The organism is Micromonospora sp. DT231, assembly GCF_049847025.1.
Taxonomy (GTDB): domain Bacteria; phylum Actinomycetota; class Actinomycetes; order Mycobacteriales; family Micromonosporaceae; genus Micromonospora.
Map to the genome: position 1 here is coordinate 18,704 of NZ_JBNCNO010000010.1, position 15,685 is coordinate 34,388.

The following is a 15,685-nucleotide window of genomic DNA, read 5'->3' on the forward strand; positions in this document are numbered from 1 at the left end:
TACAGTGGTCGGATGCGGATCACGATTCCGGTCGCGAAGGTGCTCGCGGCGCTGCTCGCCGAGCCCGACGAGCAGCGCTACGGGCTGGACCTGATGCGATTGACAGGCCTGCCGAGCGGCACCCTCTATCCGGTGCTGCACCGGTTGCAGGGGGCCGGCTGGCTGGCCGCCGACTGGGAGGCGATCGACCCCGTATCGGCCGGCCGGCCCGCCCGCCGTTACTACCGCCTCACCGCCGAGGGCGTGGCGCAGGCCCGCCAGGCGCTCGCCGACCTGCGCGCCGCGATCCCCGACGGTCGCCCCTCCTGGGGCGGCGCCGAGCCCACCGGGGCACCGGCGTGGTGACCCGCCGGGCCGCCGAACTGCTGTTGGAGATGGCCGTACGCCGCTGGCCGGCCGAGGTTCGCGACGACCTGCGCCGCGAGTGGGCCGCCGAACTGCACGTGCTCGCCGAGAGCGGCCGCTGGACGACGATGGTGGGCTTCGCGGCGAGCCTCGCCGTCAGCCGCGCCGGCGCCCCGCTCGTCGACCGCACCCTGCTGCGTGGTCGGGCCGGCCGGACCGCCGCCGCGCTGCTGCTGGCTCCGATCGCCTGCGTCGGGATCGTGCTCGGCGGCGCTGCCGTCATGTACCGGGCCCAGATCTGGGTGTGGGTGAGCTGGCCGGAGCGGGCGCAGAAACCGCTCTGGGCGGCGTTCACCGTTGGGCTGGGCGTCCTGCTGGCGGTGTTCGCCGCACGCTGGGCCCGGCACACCGCACTCGACGGCCCGCTGCGCATCGCGCTCGGCGTGGTGCTTCCGGTCGGCGCGACAGTCATCGTGCTGAAGCACGGCATCGGCCCCGAGGGCCTAACCGCCGTATCCGGTCTGTTGCTCTGGTTGGCCGGCCTGACGCTCGCGCTCTGGGCCGCGGCGAGCCTCGCCGCGCGGGGTCGCCTCCACGCCGCGTGGTGGGTCGGTGTCGTCGGCGCGCTCGTCGCGGCCGATCTCGCGGTGATCCTGGCCGTTGTCGAACCGTTCCCCGCCGGCACCGGCGGTGGCCCTCTGGCACCGGACCACGTCGACCCGATCTCGTCGCCGCTGTGGCTCTTCGCCTCCTGGACCGACTGGAACTTCGGCCTGCCCCGGCCGATCCACTATGAAATCACCATGATCAGCAATCGGGTGCTTGTGGAGCCCATGCTCTACCTGGCCTGCACGCCGTACGCGCTCGCGTACACCATCCGGGCGGCCCGGTCGGCGCCCGCCGCACCCGTCGTCGCACCGACGGGCGCGCCGGCGTGGTGACCCGTCGGGTCGCCGAGATGTTGCTGGCAATGGCCGCGCGTCGGTGGCCCGCCGACGTCCGCGAGGAGCTGCGCCGCGAGTGGGCCGCCGAGGTGCACGTGCTCGCCGAAGGCGGCCGCTGGACGAGGATGCTGGGCTTCGCGGCGAGCCTGGCGGTCAGCCGCGCCGGCGCCCCGCTCGTCGACCGCCGCCTGCTGCGCGGTCGGGCCCGCCGTACCGCGGCGGCTCTGCTGCTGTCCCCGATCGCCTGCGTCGCGATCGTGGCCGGCAGCGCGGTGGCGATGAATCTGATCTACACCTGGCTGACGATGCGGGTGAGCTGGTCGACGCGGGCGCAACTGCCGCTCTGGTCGACGCTGACGGTCGGCTTCGCGGTGCTGCTGGCGGTGTTCGCGGCGCGGTGGGCACGGCACAACGCCCTCGACGGCCCGTTGCGCATCGCGCTCGGCGTGGTGCTCCCGGTCGGCGTGGCCGTCACCCTGGTCCTGTACCTCACCAACGCCGACAGCCTGACCCGCTCCGTACCCGGGCTGCTGCTCTGGTTGGCCGGGCTGACGCTCGCCCTGTGGGCGGCGGCGAGTCTCGCCGCCCGGGACCGCCTCCGCGCGGCCTGGTGGGTGGGCGTCCTCGGCGCCCTCGTCGCCGCGGACCTCGCGGTGATCCTCCTCGTGGTCGACACCATTCCCGGTGGCACCGGCGTCGTCACCGCCGACGGAATGCCGGCCGACACCGTCGACCGGATCTCCGCGCCGTTGTGGCTTCTCGTCTGCTGGACCGACTGGAACTTCGGCCTGCCCCGGCCCACCCCGTGGGAGATCTTCCTCGTCACCGACCAGGTGCTTGTGGAACCCATGCTCTACCTGGCCTGCACGCCCTACGCGCTCGCGTACACCATCCGGGCGGCCCGGTCCGCGCCCGCGTCGGTCGCCCTCGCGCCGACCACGGTGTGAACCTCAGTCGGGTACGTCGTCCCACGTCGTACCCGGCTCCAGATAGCCGGTCACCTGGTTCTCCCGCAGCGCGTAGGCGATGACAAGCAGGGCGTGCTTGTCCAGCTCGGGCAGCCGATCCAGCGCAAACCACCGCACGGCCAGCGACTCGTCGTCGTTGACCCGGGCGGTGCCGGCCACCAGCCGGCACAGGAAGCCCAGGTTCAGGTATTCGCAGTGGTCCCCGTTGGGGTACGTGTGCGGATGCGAGACGGCGCTGGACAACCGCACCGGCGTGACGTCCAGGCCGGTCTCCTCGCGGACCTCGCGGACCAGCGCGGTGGCCGGCTGCTCGCCCGGCTCGACGAAACCGCTGATCACCGACCAGCGCCCGTCGTCGGCGCGCTGGCCGAGCAGCAGCTCACCGGCGTCGTTGCGGATCACGGCGCTGACGCTCGGCAGCAACAGCAGGTCGTGACCGACGTGCCCGCGCATCCCCGCGATGTAGTCCGGTATCGCCATCGGGTGATCATAGATGCTCCCCACAGTGGGGCTCACCTGCGCATCTTCTGGAGTTCCAGTCCCACGCGTTTCGCCGTTTCGGCCCGGGCGGGCCGATGCATATCTACTGTGGAGAGGGTCGGCGACTTGCGCGATCCGGTGGCGGCCTGCCGGTTCGCGGTGCACAGTGATTCCCATGAGCGACAGCGAACGTGGTGGGCAGTTCTACTGGTGCACCCGGCATCACCGGGTCGAGACGGACGCCAACGTGTGTCCGGCGAAGCACGTTCTCGGCCCGTACAACTCGGCGGCCGACGCGGAGAACGCCCTGCAACGAGTGCAGGAGCGCAACGAGGCGTGGGATGCCGAGGACGCTCGTTGGGCCGGGGAGGACAAGTAGACGGCGCGGGACGTCCCGCGCCGAGGTATTTCGTGCTCCGCGAGGACGCACGCGAGAGCACGTCCCCAAGGAGGGAACCACGATGGCCGAAGCACAGCAGGCCACCACCCGCCCGACCGTCCGGCGCACCACCGCGAAGAAGACCGCCGCGGCGGAGCGAAACACGGCGGCGAGCCGGACCACCCCCGTGCGCAAGTCCACCGCGGGTGCGGCGGCCGCGAAGGCTCCGGCCCGGAAGGCCGCCGGCGGCGCGGGGCGCGCCCCGGCGAAGAAGACCACCACGGCGGCGAAGAAGGCCCCGGCCTCGAAGACCACCACGGCGGCGCGGAAGGCCCCGGCGAAGAAGGCCGCGACGACGACGGGCGTGGCGGCCAAGAAGGCTCCGGCGAAGACCTCGACCGCCGCCCGCAAGACGACGACCGCCGCGAAGCGGGCCTCGGCGTCCACGGCGCGGAAGAGCACCACCGCCGCGACCAGGACAACGGGTACGGCGAAGAAGACGACCAGCGCCGCGAAGAAGACGACGGGTACGGCGAAGAAGACCACGAGCGCCGCGAAGAAGACCACGAGCGCCGCGAAGAAGACGACGGCGTCGGCGGCGAAGCGGACCACCGCCGCGGCGAAGGCGCCCGCTCGCAAGGCCGCGACCAAGGCGTCAACCGTGAAGAAGACCGCCGCCAAGAAGGCCCCGGCGAAGAAGGCCCCGGCCAAGAAGACGGCGGCGAAGAAGACCGCGTCCACCCGCCCCAGCGGCGGCGTCCGCAAGGCCGCGGCGAAGAAGGCCCCGGCCGCGAAGGCGACAGGCACGTCGTCGACCACCGCTCGCAAGGCGGCGGCGAAGAAGGCCCCGGCGAAGAAGACCACCGCGGCCAAGGCGCCGGCCCGCAAGGTGACCGCCCGCAAGTCGCCGGCCCGCCCGGTCGCCGCCCGAGCCACAGCCCCCCGGAGTACGCGCAGCACCGCCCGGAAGGCCACCGGCTGAGCGCGGGCCGCCTCGGCTCCTCCGACGGTCGTGGCGGTGCGGTGCGCTGCTGCTGTCGTCGGGAAGCACCTCGCCGGCTTCGGTTCGACGAAGATGTCGGCCGGTCACCGGAAGCGGATCACCGTCGACGCTGTCAGGATTGACCCGTGGTCATCCGACGCGTACTCGCGCCCCGCATCGACTTCGGCGCGCTGCGCCGCGAACTCGGCCTGCCCGAGGGCTTTCCGGCGGCCGCCCAACGGGAGGCCGACGCGGCCGCCGCCGCGCCGCCGCGGCCGTCCGTCGACCGCACCGACATACCGTTCGTCACCGTCGACCCGGCCAGCTCGCGGGACCTGGACCAGGCGATGCACCTCACCCGCCGTGCGGGCGGCGGCTACCGGGTGCGGTACGCGATCGCCGACGTCGCCGCGCACGTCGACCCGGGTGGCGCGCTCGAGGAGGAGACGTGGCGGCGCGGGCAGACGGTCTACCTGCCCGACGGTCACGTGCCGCTGCACCCGCTGACGCTCAGCGAGGGCGCGGCCAGCCTGCTGCCCGACGATGACCGGGCGGCCGTGGTGTGGACCATCGACCTGGACGCCGACGGCGCCACGGTGGCCGTCGAGCTGGAACGCGCCCTGGTGCGCAGCCGCGCCAAACTCGACTACACCGGGGTGCAGGCAGCGGCCGACGCCGGACGACTGCCCGAGCCGATCGCGCTGCTCCCCGAGATCGGCGACCGGCTGACCGCCCGGGGGTTGCGTCGCGGCGCGATCAACCTGCCGCTGCCCGAGCAGGACGTGGAGCCCGACGGCGACGGCTGGCGGCTGGTGCTGCGGGGGCCGGTGCCGATGGAGGAGCACAACGCGCAGATCTCCCTGCTGACCGGCATGGCCGCCGCCGACATCATGCTGGCCGGTGGGATCGGCCTGCTGCGGACGATGCCCGCCCCGAAACCGGAGGCGGTGCAGCGGCTGCGGGCGGCCGCCGCCCCGCTGGGCGTGCAGTGGCCGGACGACGCGGGCCCCGGCGAGGTGATCGCCCGCCTGGACGCCGCACAACCACGCTCGGCCGCCTTCATCGACCAGGCAGCCGAGTTGATGCGCGGCGCGGCGTACACCGCCTTCGACGGCTCGCGGCCGGAGCACCCGGAGCACGGGGGCGTGGCCGCCGCGTACGCCCACGTCACGGCGCCGTTGCGACGCCTGGCCGACAGGTACGCCACCGAGGTCTGCCTGGCCCTGCACGCGGGCCGGGACGTGCCCGACTGGGCGCGCGCCGCGCTGCCCCGGCTGCCCGAGGTGATGGCCAGCACCGACCGGACGGCCTCGGCAGCCGCCCGGGGGGCCGTCGAGCTGGCCGAGGCGGTGCTGCTGGCGGACCGGGTGGGGGAGACCTTCGACGCGGCCGTACTCGACGTCGACGCACCGCCCAACGGCAAGTCCCGGCCCCGCCCGCCCGGCGGAACGGTGGCCCTGGACGCCCCACCGGTCCGGGCCCGCTGCCTCGGCGCGCTGCCGCTCGGCGAGCGGGTCCGGGTCCGCCTGGTCACCGCCGACCCGGCGGCCCGTACGGTGCTGTTCGAGCTGGCCTGAGCGAGGGCGCCCGGGTGGCGTCCCGGGCAGCGGGGATTGTCACAGCGTCTGACGCTGCTGACCGACCGGGCGGTTTGCGAGGATGAGCCCATGGCATACGACGCGAGCACGCTGCCCGACGTGTCCGGGCTGACGGTCGGCATCATCGGTGGCACCGGAGATCAGGGCCGTGGCCTCGCCTACCGGTTCGCCCGGGCGGGGCAGACGGTGCTGATCGGCTCCCGATCGGCGCAGCGGGCCGCCGAGTCCGCCGCCGAGATCGCCGCCCTGCCCCGGATGCCGGCCGACGCCCGCATCACCGGCGCGGCCAACGACGAGGTGGCCCGCCGCAGCGACGTGGTGATCATCGCGGTGCCGTGGGACGGGCACGCCGCGACCGTCGCCGCACTCGCCGAGCCGCTCGCCGGAACGATCGTCGTCGACTGTGTCAACCCGCTGGGCTTCGACAAGCAGGGCCCCTACGCGCTCACCGTCGACGAGGGCAGTGCCGTCCAGCAGGCTGCCGCGTTGCTGCCCGACTCCCGAGTCTGCGCGGCGTTCAACCACGTCAGCGCCCCACTGCTGGCCGACCCCGAGGTCGACCGGATCGACCTCGACGTGCTGATCTGCACCGAGGACCGTGAACTCGTCGACATCGTCGGGGCGCTCGCCGCGCGGATCCCCGGGATGCGCGGCATCTACGCGGGCCGGTTGCGCAACGCCCACCAGATCGAGGCGTTCACCGCCAACCTCATCGCGATCAACAAGCGTTACAAGGCACACGCCGGCATCCGCGTCACCGACCTCTAGGGTGCGGCCGTGACACCCGAACCACGGGCCGGGCCACCTTCGACGGCACGCACCCCCGGTCGTGTACCCGTGCGGGCGGTCTACCCCGGCAGCTTTGCTCCCTTCACCCCCGGGCATGTCGATGTGGTGAAGCGGGCCCGCGACCTCTTCGACGAGGTGGTGGTGCTGGTCGCGGTCAACAGCGCCAAGCATCCGGACGCCGACGAGGAGGAGCGCGCGGCCGCCGTCCGGGCCATGCTGCCGGTCGGCTGGACCTCCGTCTCCGTCGCGGCCTGGAACGGGTTGACCTCCACCTACTGCCGACGCCATGACGCAGGAGTGATCGTCCGCGGCGTACGTAACACCACCGATCTCTGGGCCGAATACCAACTCGCCGCGATGAACCAGTCGCTTGGCGTCTGCACGGTATTCCTGCCTGCGCGGCCCGAACTGGCCGCGGTGTCCTCGACCGCGGTGCGCGCGCTGAGGAAGTGACCTTCGTTCAGGCAGCCGTGGGCCGCCTCACGTTCGTCGGTGGTAGTGGTTGCGGCGGGGGAGTCGCTCGGGGTCGAGCCAGGCCGGTGGGGTGAATTGCGGGTGGCCGTCGTTGCCCAGCTCGACGGTCCAGTCGCTGTGGTGGAGGTGGCGGTGGTGGTAGCCGCAGAGCAGCACGGCGTTGGCCAGGCTGGTGGGACCGCCGTTGGTCCAGTGTTGGATGTGGTGGGCGTCGCACCAGTGCGCGGGGCGGTCGCAGCCGGGGAACGCGCAACCGCGGTCGCGGAGCACCAGGGCGCGTCGTAGCGGGCCGGTGACGAGTCGGCGTTGTCGGCCGACGTCGAGGGGTTGCCCAGCCCCGTTGAGGACGGCGGGGAGGATGGCGGCGTCGCAGGCGAGCCGGCGCACGGTCTGGGCGCTGAGGTGTAGGCCGGTGTCGAGAGCACCGGTGCCCAGCTGTCGAGTCAATCCGTCGTAGGTGGTGGTGACGACGACCTGGGTGGGGTCGCCGCCGTTTTCGGGCAGGTCGCCGGTGCGCAGGGCGAGTCGGCAGACGTCGGCGAGGGCGTCGTGCCGGCGTTGGCCTGGAGTGCGGTTGTCGTCCGGGCCGGACGGGGCTGTCAGCGGACCGATGGCGGCGCGCAGCACGGCGGCGGCTTCGGCGTCGAGGATGCCGCTGAGGCGTAGCCGTCCGTCGGAGTGCTCGCTGACGGTGACGTGCCGGTCGCGGGCGGCCCGCGACTCGGCCACCCGCAGTGCCGCTTCGGCGGCGGCATCGGCGATCTCGGGGGCGACGTGGTCGAGGATGCGGGTGCCGAGTCTGCGCAGCAGGGTGGCGTCGAACTGGGCTGCCCAGTCGACGAGGACACCGACGGCCTTGTCGGCGGCTTCAGGCCCGGCAGTGGTGTGCACGGTGGCGACGGTGTCGGCGATGACGCGGACCTGCTCCACGTCGACCGCCCCACCGGCCAGCGCGTCGCGCACCCGGGGCGGGGCGATGTCGAGCGCTGCGGCAAGCTCGACCAGGCGGCGGGCGGCACCGACGCCGAGATGTAACCGGTCGCGTAGCCAGACCGCCGTCGATGATGCGCCCTGCACGGTCGCGGTGCCTCGGCCGTCCAGCTCGCGCACCAGGGTCAGCTTGATCGCCGCGAGGCGTTGCTCAATGCGGTGTGCGGCGTCGAGCGCGGTGATCAGGTCAGGCTCGGTGAGAGCCCAGGCGGCGGCGGTGGTGCAGGCGGCGACCACATCCTCTGCCAGCGCCAACTCCTCGACCATGACCGAAGAATAGAACAGACGTACGACAGAAAGTGTTCACCATGATCGATTGATCGGTCGTCGGCGCCGGCGGCGCGGACGCCGACCAGTCCGCCCCGGACCAGCCCGGTCCGTGGACCAGGCTGGCCCGTGATCCGGGCTAGAAGGTGTGCTCGGCGGTCGGGAACTCGCCGCCACGGACCTCGTCGGCGAAACGGCGGGTGGCGTCGGTGAGGGCGCCGGCCAGGTCCGCGTACCGCTTCACGAAGCGTGGCGCCTTGCCGGTGCGCAGCCCGGCCATGTCCTGCCAGACCAGCACCTGCGCGTCGGTGTCCGGGCCCGCGCCGATGCCGACCGTCGGGATGGGCAGTTCATGGGTGATCCGCTTGGCCACCTCACCCGGCACCATTTCCAGCACCACCGCGAACGCGCCCGCCTCGGCCACCGCCCGCGCGTCGGCGAGCACCTCGTCCGCCGTGTCGCCCCGACCCTGCACGCGGTAGCCGCCCAGCGTGTGTTCGCTCTGCGGAGTGAAGCCGATGTGCGCCATCACCGGGATGCCGGCACCGACGATCGCCGCGATCTGCGCGGCGCAGCGACGGCCACCCTCCAACTTCACCGCGTGGCAGCCACCCTCCTTCATGAACCGGACGGCGGTACGCAGCGCCTGGGTCGGCCCCTCCTCGTAGGAGCCGAACGGCAGGTCACCGACCACGAGTGCCTGCCGGGTCGAGCGCACCACGGCCCGTACCAGCGGAAGCAGGTCGTCGGCGGTGACCGGCAGGGTCGTCTCGTAACCGAACACGTTGTTCGCGGCCGAGTCGCCGACCAACAGCACCGGCACGCCGGCCTGGTCGAAGATCCCCGCGGTGTACTGGTCGTACGACGTCAGCATCGGCCACCGTTCGCCGCGCTCCTTGGCGGCGATCAGGTCACGGGTGCGGACCCGACGGGTGACCGGTCCGCCGTACAGCGCGGTCACCTCGTTCGGAGTGGACTCCACCATCTTCGTCTCCCTTCCTCGAGGCCGCCTGCGCGGTCCCCGGGTTCCGTCGCGATCGTCGCACCGCGAGACGGGGTGACGGCAGAGCTCAGTGCGAGATATCACTGCACCGCGCGAGGTCCGCGCCACGCGGCCCCCGCGAGGCGGCGCCGGGCCGGCCGCACCGACCCGGCACCCCCGGGAGTACGCCTCAGCCGTGCTCGCGCCACCGGTTGGTGATCGGCAGACGACGGTCCCGGCCGAACGCCTTCATGGAGATCTTCGTGCCCGGCGCCGACTGCCGTCGCTTGTACTCGGCGGTATCCACCAGCCGCAGCACCTTGTCGACCACCGCCGGGTCGTGGCCCGACTCGACAAGCCCGTCGCGGCCGAGGTCACCGTCGACGTACCCGATCAGGATCGGGTCCAGCACGTCGTAGTCGGGCAGGCTGTCGCTGTCGAGCTGGCCCGGGCTCAGCTCGGCGCTCGGTGGCTTGCCGATCGAGTTCTCCGGAATCGGGGCGGTCTCACCGCGCCGGTCCGCGTCCCTGTTGCGCCACTTCGCGAGCCGCCAGATCAGCGTCTTCCAGACGTCCTTGACCGGGTTGAAGCCGCCCACCGAGTCGCCGTACAGGGTGGAGTAGCCGACCGCCAGCTCACTCTTGTTGCCGGTGGTCAGCACCAGGTGGCCCTCCTGGTTCGACAGGGCCATCAGGATCACGCCCCGGACCCGGGCCTGGAGGTTCTCCACGGCCACCCCGGACAGCGACAGGTTGGCCAGGAAGCCGTCCACCATCGGCTGGATCGGCTCGACGCGGTAGTCCAGGCCGGTGCGCTTGGCCAGGTCGGCGGCGTCGGACCGGGAGTGCTCGGAGGAGTGCTGGCTGGGCAGCGACACACCGACCACCCGGTCCGGCCCCAGGGCGTCGACGGCGAGCGCGGCCACCACCGCCGAGTCGATGCCGCCGGAGAGCCCGAGCACCACCGACGGGAACCGGTTCTTGTTCACGTAGTCACGCAGGCCCAACACGAGCGCCTGCCACACCTCGGCCTCGTCGGCCACCGGCTCGATCAACCCACCGGTGGCGGCCGGACCGGACGGCGTGGGCGGAACACCGTCCAGCGTGCAGTGCGCGACCCGCATCCCGTCGGCGATGGTCTCCGTGGTCGGCGAGGTGGTGGCGGCCGGCAGGTCGACGTCGTGCACGAGCAGGTGCTCGACGAACTGCGGGGCCCGGGTGAGCAGCTCACCGTCGGCGCTCACGATCATCGAGTCGCCCTCGAAGACCAGCTCGTCCTGGCCGCCGGTCATGTTGACGTACGCGATGGTGGCGCCCGCCTCGGCGGCCCGGCGGCGGACCAGCGGCAGCCGGATGTCGTCCTTGTTCAGCTCGTACGGCGAGCCGTTGATGTTGACCACCAGGCCGACCCCGGCCTGCCGGGCGGCGGCGAACGGCCCACCGGACTGCCACAGGTCCTCACAGATGGTCAACGCGACGTCCACGCCGCCGATCCGCACCACTGTCAACGTGTCGCCGGAGACGAAGTAGCGGTCCTCGTCGAAGACCCCGTAGTTGGGCAGGTGGTGCTTGAAGTAGCGGGCCGCGACGACGCCCCGGTGCAGCAGCGCGGCGGCGTTGCGGGCCCCCCGGCCCGGCTCGGCGTCCCCGCTGACCTGCGGCGGCCCGTCGGCATCCAGGTAGCCGACCACGACCGGCAGCTCGCCGAGACCGTCGGCGGCGAGGTCCGCGGCGAGCCGCTCGACGGCGGCCTGGGACGCGGCGACGAAGGAGCGCCGGAAGACCAGGTCCTCGACCGGATATCCGGTCACCATCATCTCCGGGAAGAGCACCAACTGGGCACCGGCGTCGGCGGCCTGGCGTGTCCAGCTGCGGACCAGGTCGGCGTTTCCGGCGATGTCGCCGACGCTCGGGTTGACCTGGGACAGGGCGAGACGCAGGGTGGGCATGTCCTCATCTTGCCCCAGGCTCGACCGGACAATCGCCACCGTCCGACGAGATGGCCGACACGCTGCCGGCATCAGGGGCGTGCAGCCGCGGCGGGTCGGCCCGTCGACGGCGGAGCGCGCGCCCGCCGAGCGGGAGGCGAGGGGACGGCGAGCGGTAGTTCGCGTAACGTCTGCGTAACCAGGCCCGGTAAGACTGGGCGATCAGGTCGGGTGCAGCCCGACCAAGGCGGACAAAAGAGCGTCGCGAGGGGTTGGGGAAGTGGACCGTCAGCAGGAGTTCGTCCTCCGTACGCTGGAAGAGCGGGACATCCGGTTCGTCCGGCTGTGGTTCACGGACGTGCTGGGCACGCTCAAGAGCGTTTCGGTGGCGCCGGCCGAGTTGGAGGCGGCCTTCGAGGAGGGCATCGGCTTCGACGGCTCGGCGATCGAGGGTTTCGCCCGGGTCTTCGAATCGGACATGGTGGCCATGCCCGACCCGACGACCTTCCAGGTGTTCCCGTTCGAGGGCGGGGTCAGCGGCGAGAGCGCCCGGATGTTCTGCGACATCCTGCTGCCCGACGGTGGGCCCTCGTGGGCCGACCCCCGGCACGTGCTGCGCCGCGCGCTGTCCAAGGCCGCCGAGAAGGGATTTACCTTCTACACCCACCCCGAGATCGAGTTCTTCCTGCTGGAGAACGGCCCCCAGGACGGCTCGGTGCCCACCCCGGTGGACACCGGCGGCTACTTCGAGCACACCACCCACGCCGTGGCGCGCGACTTCCGCCGCCAGGGCGTGCTGGCCCTGGAACGGATCGGCATCTCGGTGGAGTTCAGCCACCACGAGGTCGCGCCCGGCCAGCAGGAGATCGACCTGCGCTACGCCGACGCGCTCACCACCGCCGACAACATCATGACCTTCCGGCACGTGGTCAAGGAGGTGGCGCTCTCCACGGGTGTGCAGGCCAGCTTCATGCCGAAGCCGTTCACCGACCAGCCGGGCAGCGGGATGCACACGCACCTGTCGCTGTTCGAGGGGGAGCGCAACGCGTTCCACGACAGCGGCGACCCGATGAAGCTCTCCAAGGTCGCGAAGTCGTTCATCGCCGGCCTCCTGGTGCACGCCCGGGAATACACGGCGGTCACCAACCAGTGGGTCAACTCGTACAAGCGGCTCTTCCCGCAGGCCCTGCCGGACCGGATCACCGAGAGCCCGGCGTACGTCTGCTGGGGTCACCTCAACCGCTCCGCGCTGGTCCGGGTTCCCGCGTACGGCAAGCCCAACTCGGCCCGGGTCGAGGTCCGCTCGTTGGACTCGGCCGCCAACCCGTACCTGGCCTTCGCGGTGCTGCTCGGCGCCGGTCTCAAGGGCATCGAGGAAGGGTACGAGCTGCCTCCGGGCGCCGAGGACGACGTCTGGTCGCTGACCAGCGCCGAGCGGCGTGCCATGGGATACGAGGCGCTGCCGGAGAACCTCGCCGAGGCGATCGACGTGATGGCCGAGTCGGAGCTGGTCGCCGAGGTGCTCGGCGAGCACGTCTTCGACTTCTTCCTGCGCAACAAGCGGGCCGAGTGGGAGCAGTACCGCCGCGAGGTCACCCCGTACGAGCGGCAGCGCTACCTGGCGTTGTGAGCGCGGGGGGCTGACGCGGTTGCGCGCTGCCGCTATCGTCTCGATCACCGCGCCGGTACCCCTCCGGGCGGAGAGTCGGGAGGCAGTCGGTGCTGGAGGATCTGCTCAGCGGTGCCTGGCAGAGCGTCGTGTTCGGGATCGTGGGCGTCGGGCTGATGGCGGCCGGTTTCGGCCTGGTCGACCTGCTCACCCCCGGGCGGTTGCGGGACCTGATCTGGGTCGACCGCAACGCCAACGCGGGGCTGTTGCTGGCCGCCAACCAGCTCGGCATCGCCGGGATCGTCTTCACCGCGATCCTGACCAGCTACAGCGACTTCGGCAGGGGGCTCGCCTCCACTGTGCTGTTCGGGATTGTCGGCCTGGCCATCATGGCGCTGGCCTTCGTGGTGCTGGACCTGCTCACCCCGGGCAAGCTCGGCGAGGTCATCTGCTCGCCGGAGCCGCACCCGGCGGCCCGGGTCAGCGCCGCCACCCACTTCGGCGCCGCGCTCATCGTCTGCGCCTGCATCGCCTGACGGCGGCTGCCCGCGCCCGTGCTGGCTCGGTGTCGTTGTGCGGGCTCGGTGTCGGCGTGCGGCGCTCGGTGTCGGCGTGCGGGCTCGGTGTCGGCGTGCGGGCTCGGTGTCGGCGTGCTGGTTCAGCGTCGGCGTCGTTGTGCGGGCTCGGCCTCGGGGTCGGCGTCGTGCGGGCGGTCGCTGCGGGGCGTCGTACCTCGGCCGTAGCGTGCGGGGCATGAACCGTACGGATCGGCTCTACGCGTTGGTCGAGGAGCTGCGGGCGGTGTCGCCACGGCCACGCAGCGCGCGTTGGCTGGCCGTCCGCTTCGAGGTCAGCAGCCGAACCGTCGAGCGGGACATCGGCGCGCTCCAGGAGGCTGGCGTGCCGATCTGGGCCGAGCCCGGACGCACCGGCGGCTACGTCCTGGACCGCAGCCGTACTCTGCCGCCGGTCAACCTGACCGCGGCCGAGGCGGTGGCGATGGCCGTCGCGCTGCACCGGCTCGACGGCACGCCGTTCGCCGGGCCGGGCGCCACCGCGCTGCGCAAACTGGTGGCGGTGCTGCCGGCCGCCGACGCCGCCGAAGCGCACCGCCTCGCCGGCCGGGTGCATCTCGTCGGCGACGGACCGGCCACGCCCGTCCCGGCCATCGTCGCCGACGCGGTCGCCGCGCGGCGGGTGCTGCGCATCCGGTACGCCGACCGGGCCGGCGCGGACTCGACGCGCGACGTCGAACCGCTGGGCTACCTCGGCAACCCCCGACACTGGTACCTGCTCGCCTGGTGCCGGCTCCGCGGCGAACTGCGGTGCTTCCGTACCGACCGGATCCGCAGCGTCCAGGCGCTGCCCGACGTGGTGGTCCGGGAGTTCCGCACGACGGATCTGGACATCCCGCACGAACGGGTCCGCGCGCTGAGCCTGGTCTGACGCACCCCGAGCGTGCCGGCCCCGAGCGTCCCGGCCCTGAGTGCCCCGGCCCTGAGTGCCCCGGCCCTGAGTGCCCCGGCCCTGAGTGCCCCGGGCCCGAGCGTCCCGATGGCGGGCGTCCCGGCGGGGCGTCCCGGTCGCGAGGAACCCCGTCGGGTGATCCGGAAACACCGACAGGACGGTGTCGCGGAAGACCCCGAGACTGCTCCCGACGGCGGCCGAACGACCGGCACGCGAAACCTGGAGGCAGCAGATGTCAACGACGCCCATCACCTGGTTTGAGATCGGCACCGACCAGCCGGAGGAGGCGGAACGTTTCTACGGAGAGTTGTTCGGTTGGACGTTCGAGGAGCAGGGCTCGGCCGACGGCGGGTCGTACCGCGTGACCGGGGCCGGCGGGGACACCGGCATCGGCGGAGCGATCCGGGCGACCGACGGCACGTCGCCGAACTACGCGGTGTTCTACGCCGAGGTCGCCGACGTGGCGGAGACCTGCCGACGGGCCGAGGCGGCCGGCGGCCGGGTGCTGGTGCCGGTACGGACGGCCCCGAGCGGGCTCACGTTGGCCCACCTGCTCGACCCGGCCGGCAACCACCTGGGCGTGTTCACGCCCCCGCCGGCCTGACGCCCCCGCCGGCGGGGGGCGTGTGCCGGCCCTGGTGCCCGTGCCGGCCCTGGTGCCCGTGCCGGCCCTGGTGCCCGTGCCGGCCCTGGTGCCCGTGCCGGCCTGGTGCCCGTGCCGGCCTGACACCGTGATCGACTCGGTTTTCGTGATTCGGGGGTGTCGGGCGGTCGTGGATACCGCAGCATCATGGAAAGCGAGTGGATCATGCCTGGGGCAGGCCCGATGTGGCCTGGGCCTGCCCCAAAGGACTACGCGCCCGGCGTAGCCGCGGGGGCGCCGGCGCCGCCCGGACCGCCGTGACCGCCCGGACCGGCCGGACCGCCGTGACCGCCTGGACCGCGGTGACCGGCGAGGCCGGGGAAGACACCGGTCTCGACGGCCTTGGTAATGGAGTCGGCCTGCTCCTGGGTGAGCTTGCCGTCCTTGACCGCCTGGTCCAGCCGTTGCTTGAGCGCGGCCTGCCGATCCTCGGCCGACTTGCGCTGCGGCCGGTCGGCCGGCCGGTGCTGATCGCGGACCTTCTCCAGCGCCGCGGTCACCTTGTCGGTGGGAACGCCCAACTCCTTCGCGAGCGCCTCGGCGAACTCGTTCTGCCTGTCGGCCTTCGCGCCGGGAGCCGGGGCGGTGCTGGCGCTCGGTGTCGGCGTCGGGGTGTCCGCGGCGAAGGCGATGGTCGGGGCCGCGATCCCCACGCCGAGGACGCCGGCGGTCGCCAGGCCGGCCAGCAGATGCTTCCGACTGATGGTGCGGGACATGCTGTCCTCCAGAAGGTCGGTGACGCTGTTGTCATCACCGACAGTGACCAGCCAGCCTGGGCGCAACCCGTGGCGAACCTGTCAGCGGCCTGACAATCCGGGTGGATGGGCGGTCAAATCGGTTG

At 72.5% G+C, this 15,685-nt stretch carries 17 protein-coding genes; 12 read left to right on the top strand and 5 right to left on the bottom strand.

Annotation, left to right across the window (positions count from 1 at the left end; translation table 11 throughout):
• Positions 1-12: 12 nt before the first annotated feature.
• Genes ACPXBU_RS23745 through ACPXBU_RS23755 form a run of 3 tightly spaced genes read left to right on the top strand, consistent with a single transcriptional unit; the run spans position 13 to position 2,236 of the window.
• Positions 13-345: a PadR family transcriptional regulator gene (locus ACPXBU_RS23745; protein ID WP_425759728.1), complete on the top strand. Its 333-nt coding sequence runs from the start codon at positions 13-15 to the stop codon at positions 343-345.
• A complete protein-coding gene (locus ACPXBU_RS23750) occupies positions 339-1,286 on the top strand; it encodes a hypothetical protein (RefSeq protein ID WP_425759729.1) in 948 nt (315 codons plus the stop codon). Before ACPXBU_RS23745 ends, ACPXBU_RS23750 begins: the two co-directional genes overlap by 7 nt.
• Before the next feature lie 17 nt (positions 1,287-1,303).
• Complete coding sequence (locus ACPXBU_RS23755) at positions 1,304-2,236, top strand: hypothetical protein (protein WP_425759730.1); 933 nt, start codon at positions 1,304-1,306, stop codon at positions 2,234-2,236.
• Positions 2,237-2,239: 3 nt separating this feature from the next.
• Here ACPXBU_RS23755 and ACPXBU_RS23760 read toward each other — a convergent pair whose 3' ends face one another.
• The gene (locus ACPXBU_RS23760; RefSeq protein ID WP_425759731.1) at positions 2,240-2,737 is read right to left on the bottom strand and encodes an NUDIX hydrolase; all 498 of its coding nucleotides are present in this window, start codon (positions 2,735-2,737) and stop codon (positions 2,240-2,242) included.
• A gap of 175 nt (positions 2,738-2,912) precedes the next feature.
• On the opposite strand from ACPXBU_RS23760, the gene ACPXBU_RS23765 reads away from it, so the two are divergent.
• The 5 genes from ACPXBU_RS23765 to coaD all read left to right on the top strand — a co-directional run bounded on the left by ACPXBU_RS23765 (position 2,913) and on the right by coaD (position 6,938).
• Positions 2,913-3,116 (top strand): hypothetical protein, encoded by a 204-nt coding sequence (locus ACPXBU_RS23765; protein WP_357244995.1) that lies wholly within the window; start codon positions 2,913-2,915, stop codon positions 3,114-3,116.
• An 82-nt stretch (positions 3,117-3,198) separates the two neighbouring features.
• Positions 3,199-4,098, top strand: a complete 900-nt coding sequence (locus tag ACPXBU_RS23770; protein WP_425759732.1) for a histone — start codon at positions 3,199-3,201, stop codon at positions 4,096-4,098.
• 146 nt (positions 4,099-4,244) lie between these two features.
• The gene (locus ACPXBU_RS23775) at positions 4,245-5,675 is read left to right on the top strand and encodes an RNB domain-containing ribonuclease (protein ID WP_425759733.1); all 1,431 of its coding nucleotides are present in this window, start codon (positions 4,245-4,247) and stop codon (positions 5,673-5,675) included.
• Positions 5,676-5,765: 90 nt separating this feature from the next.
• Positions 5,766-6,464: an NADPH-dependent F420 reductase gene (gene npdG / locus ACPXBU_RS23780; protein ID WP_393363737.1), complete on the top strand. Its 699-nt coding sequence runs from the start codon at positions 5,766-5,768 to the stop codon at positions 6,462-6,464.
• Between the two features lie 69 nt (positions 6,465-6,533).
• Entirely contained in the window at positions 6,534-6,938 is a 405-nt protein-coding gene (coaD, locus tag ACPXBU_RS23785; RefSeq protein ID WP_425759734.1) for a pantetheine-phosphate adenylyltransferase, read from the top strand.
• A gap of 27 nt (positions 6,939-6,965) precedes the next feature.
• On the opposite strand, the gene ACPXBU_RS23790 is transcribed toward coaD, so the two are convergent.
• The 3 genes from ACPXBU_RS23790 to ACPXBU_RS23800 form a co-directional block, all read right to left on the bottom strand.
• Positions 6,966-8,216: a DUF222 domain-containing protein gene (locus ACPXBU_RS23790; protein ID WP_425759735.1), complete on the bottom strand. Its 1,251-nt coding sequence runs from the start codon at positions 8,214-8,216 to the stop codon at positions 6,966-6,968.
• A 139-nt stretch (positions 8,217-8,355) separates the two neighbouring features.
• Positions 8,356-9,201 carry a 3-methyl-2-oxobutanoate hydroxymethyltransferase gene (gene panB, locus ACPXBU_RS23795; RefSeq protein ID WP_393363734.1) on the bottom strand — a complete coding sequence of 282 codons (846 nt, stop codon included), beginning with the start codon at positions 9,199-9,201 and terminating at the stop codon, positions 8,356-8,358.
• A gap of 187 nt (positions 9,202-9,388) precedes the next feature.
• Positions 9,389-11,146, bottom strand: a complete 1,758-nt coding sequence (locus ACPXBU_RS23800) for an NAD+ synthase (protein ID WP_425759736.1) — start codon at positions 11,144-11,146, stop codon at positions 9,389-9,391.
• A 259-nt stretch (positions 11,147-11,405) separates the two neighbouring features.
• On the opposite strand from ACPXBU_RS23800, the gene glnA reads away from it, so the two are divergent.
• The 4 genes from glnA to ACPXBU_RS23820 all read left to right on the top strand — a co-directional run bounded on the left by glnA (position 11,406) and on the right by ACPXBU_RS23820 (position 14,805).
• Complete coding sequence (gene glnA, locus ACPXBU_RS23805) at positions 11,406-12,755, top strand: type I glutamate--ammonia ligase (RefSeq protein ID WP_357809817.1); 1,350 nt, start codon at positions 11,406-11,408, stop codon at positions 12,753-12,755.
• An 89-nt stretch (positions 12,756-12,844) separates the two neighbouring features.
• The gene (locus ACPXBU_RS23810) at positions 12,845-13,270 is read left to right on the top strand and encodes a DUF350 domain-containing protein (protein ID WP_393363728.1); all 426 of its coding nucleotides are present in this window, start codon (positions 12,845-12,847) and stop codon (positions 13,268-13,270) included.
• A gap of 217 nt (positions 13,271-13,487) precedes the next feature.
• Positions 13,488-14,180, top strand: a complete 693-nt coding sequence (locus ACPXBU_RS23815; RefSeq protein ID WP_425759737.1) for a helix-turn-helix transcriptional regulator — start codon at positions 13,488-13,490, stop codon at positions 14,178-14,180.
• A gap of 253 nt (positions 14,181-14,433) precedes the next feature.
• Positions 14,434-14,805, top strand: coding sequence for a VOC family protein (locus ACPXBU_RS23820; RefSeq protein WP_425759738.1), 372 nt, complete (start codon positions 14,434-14,436; stop codon positions 14,803-14,805).
• 248 nt (positions 14,806-15,053) lie between these two features.
• On the opposite strand, the gene ACPXBU_RS23825 is transcribed toward ACPXBU_RS23820, so the two are convergent.
• Positions 15,054-15,560 (bottom strand): hypothetical protein, encoded by a 507-nt coding sequence (locus ACPXBU_RS23825; RefSeq protein ID WP_425759739.1) that lies wholly within the window; start codon positions 15,558-15,560, stop codon positions 15,054-15,056.
• Positions 15,561-15,685: the final 125 nt, after the last annotated feature.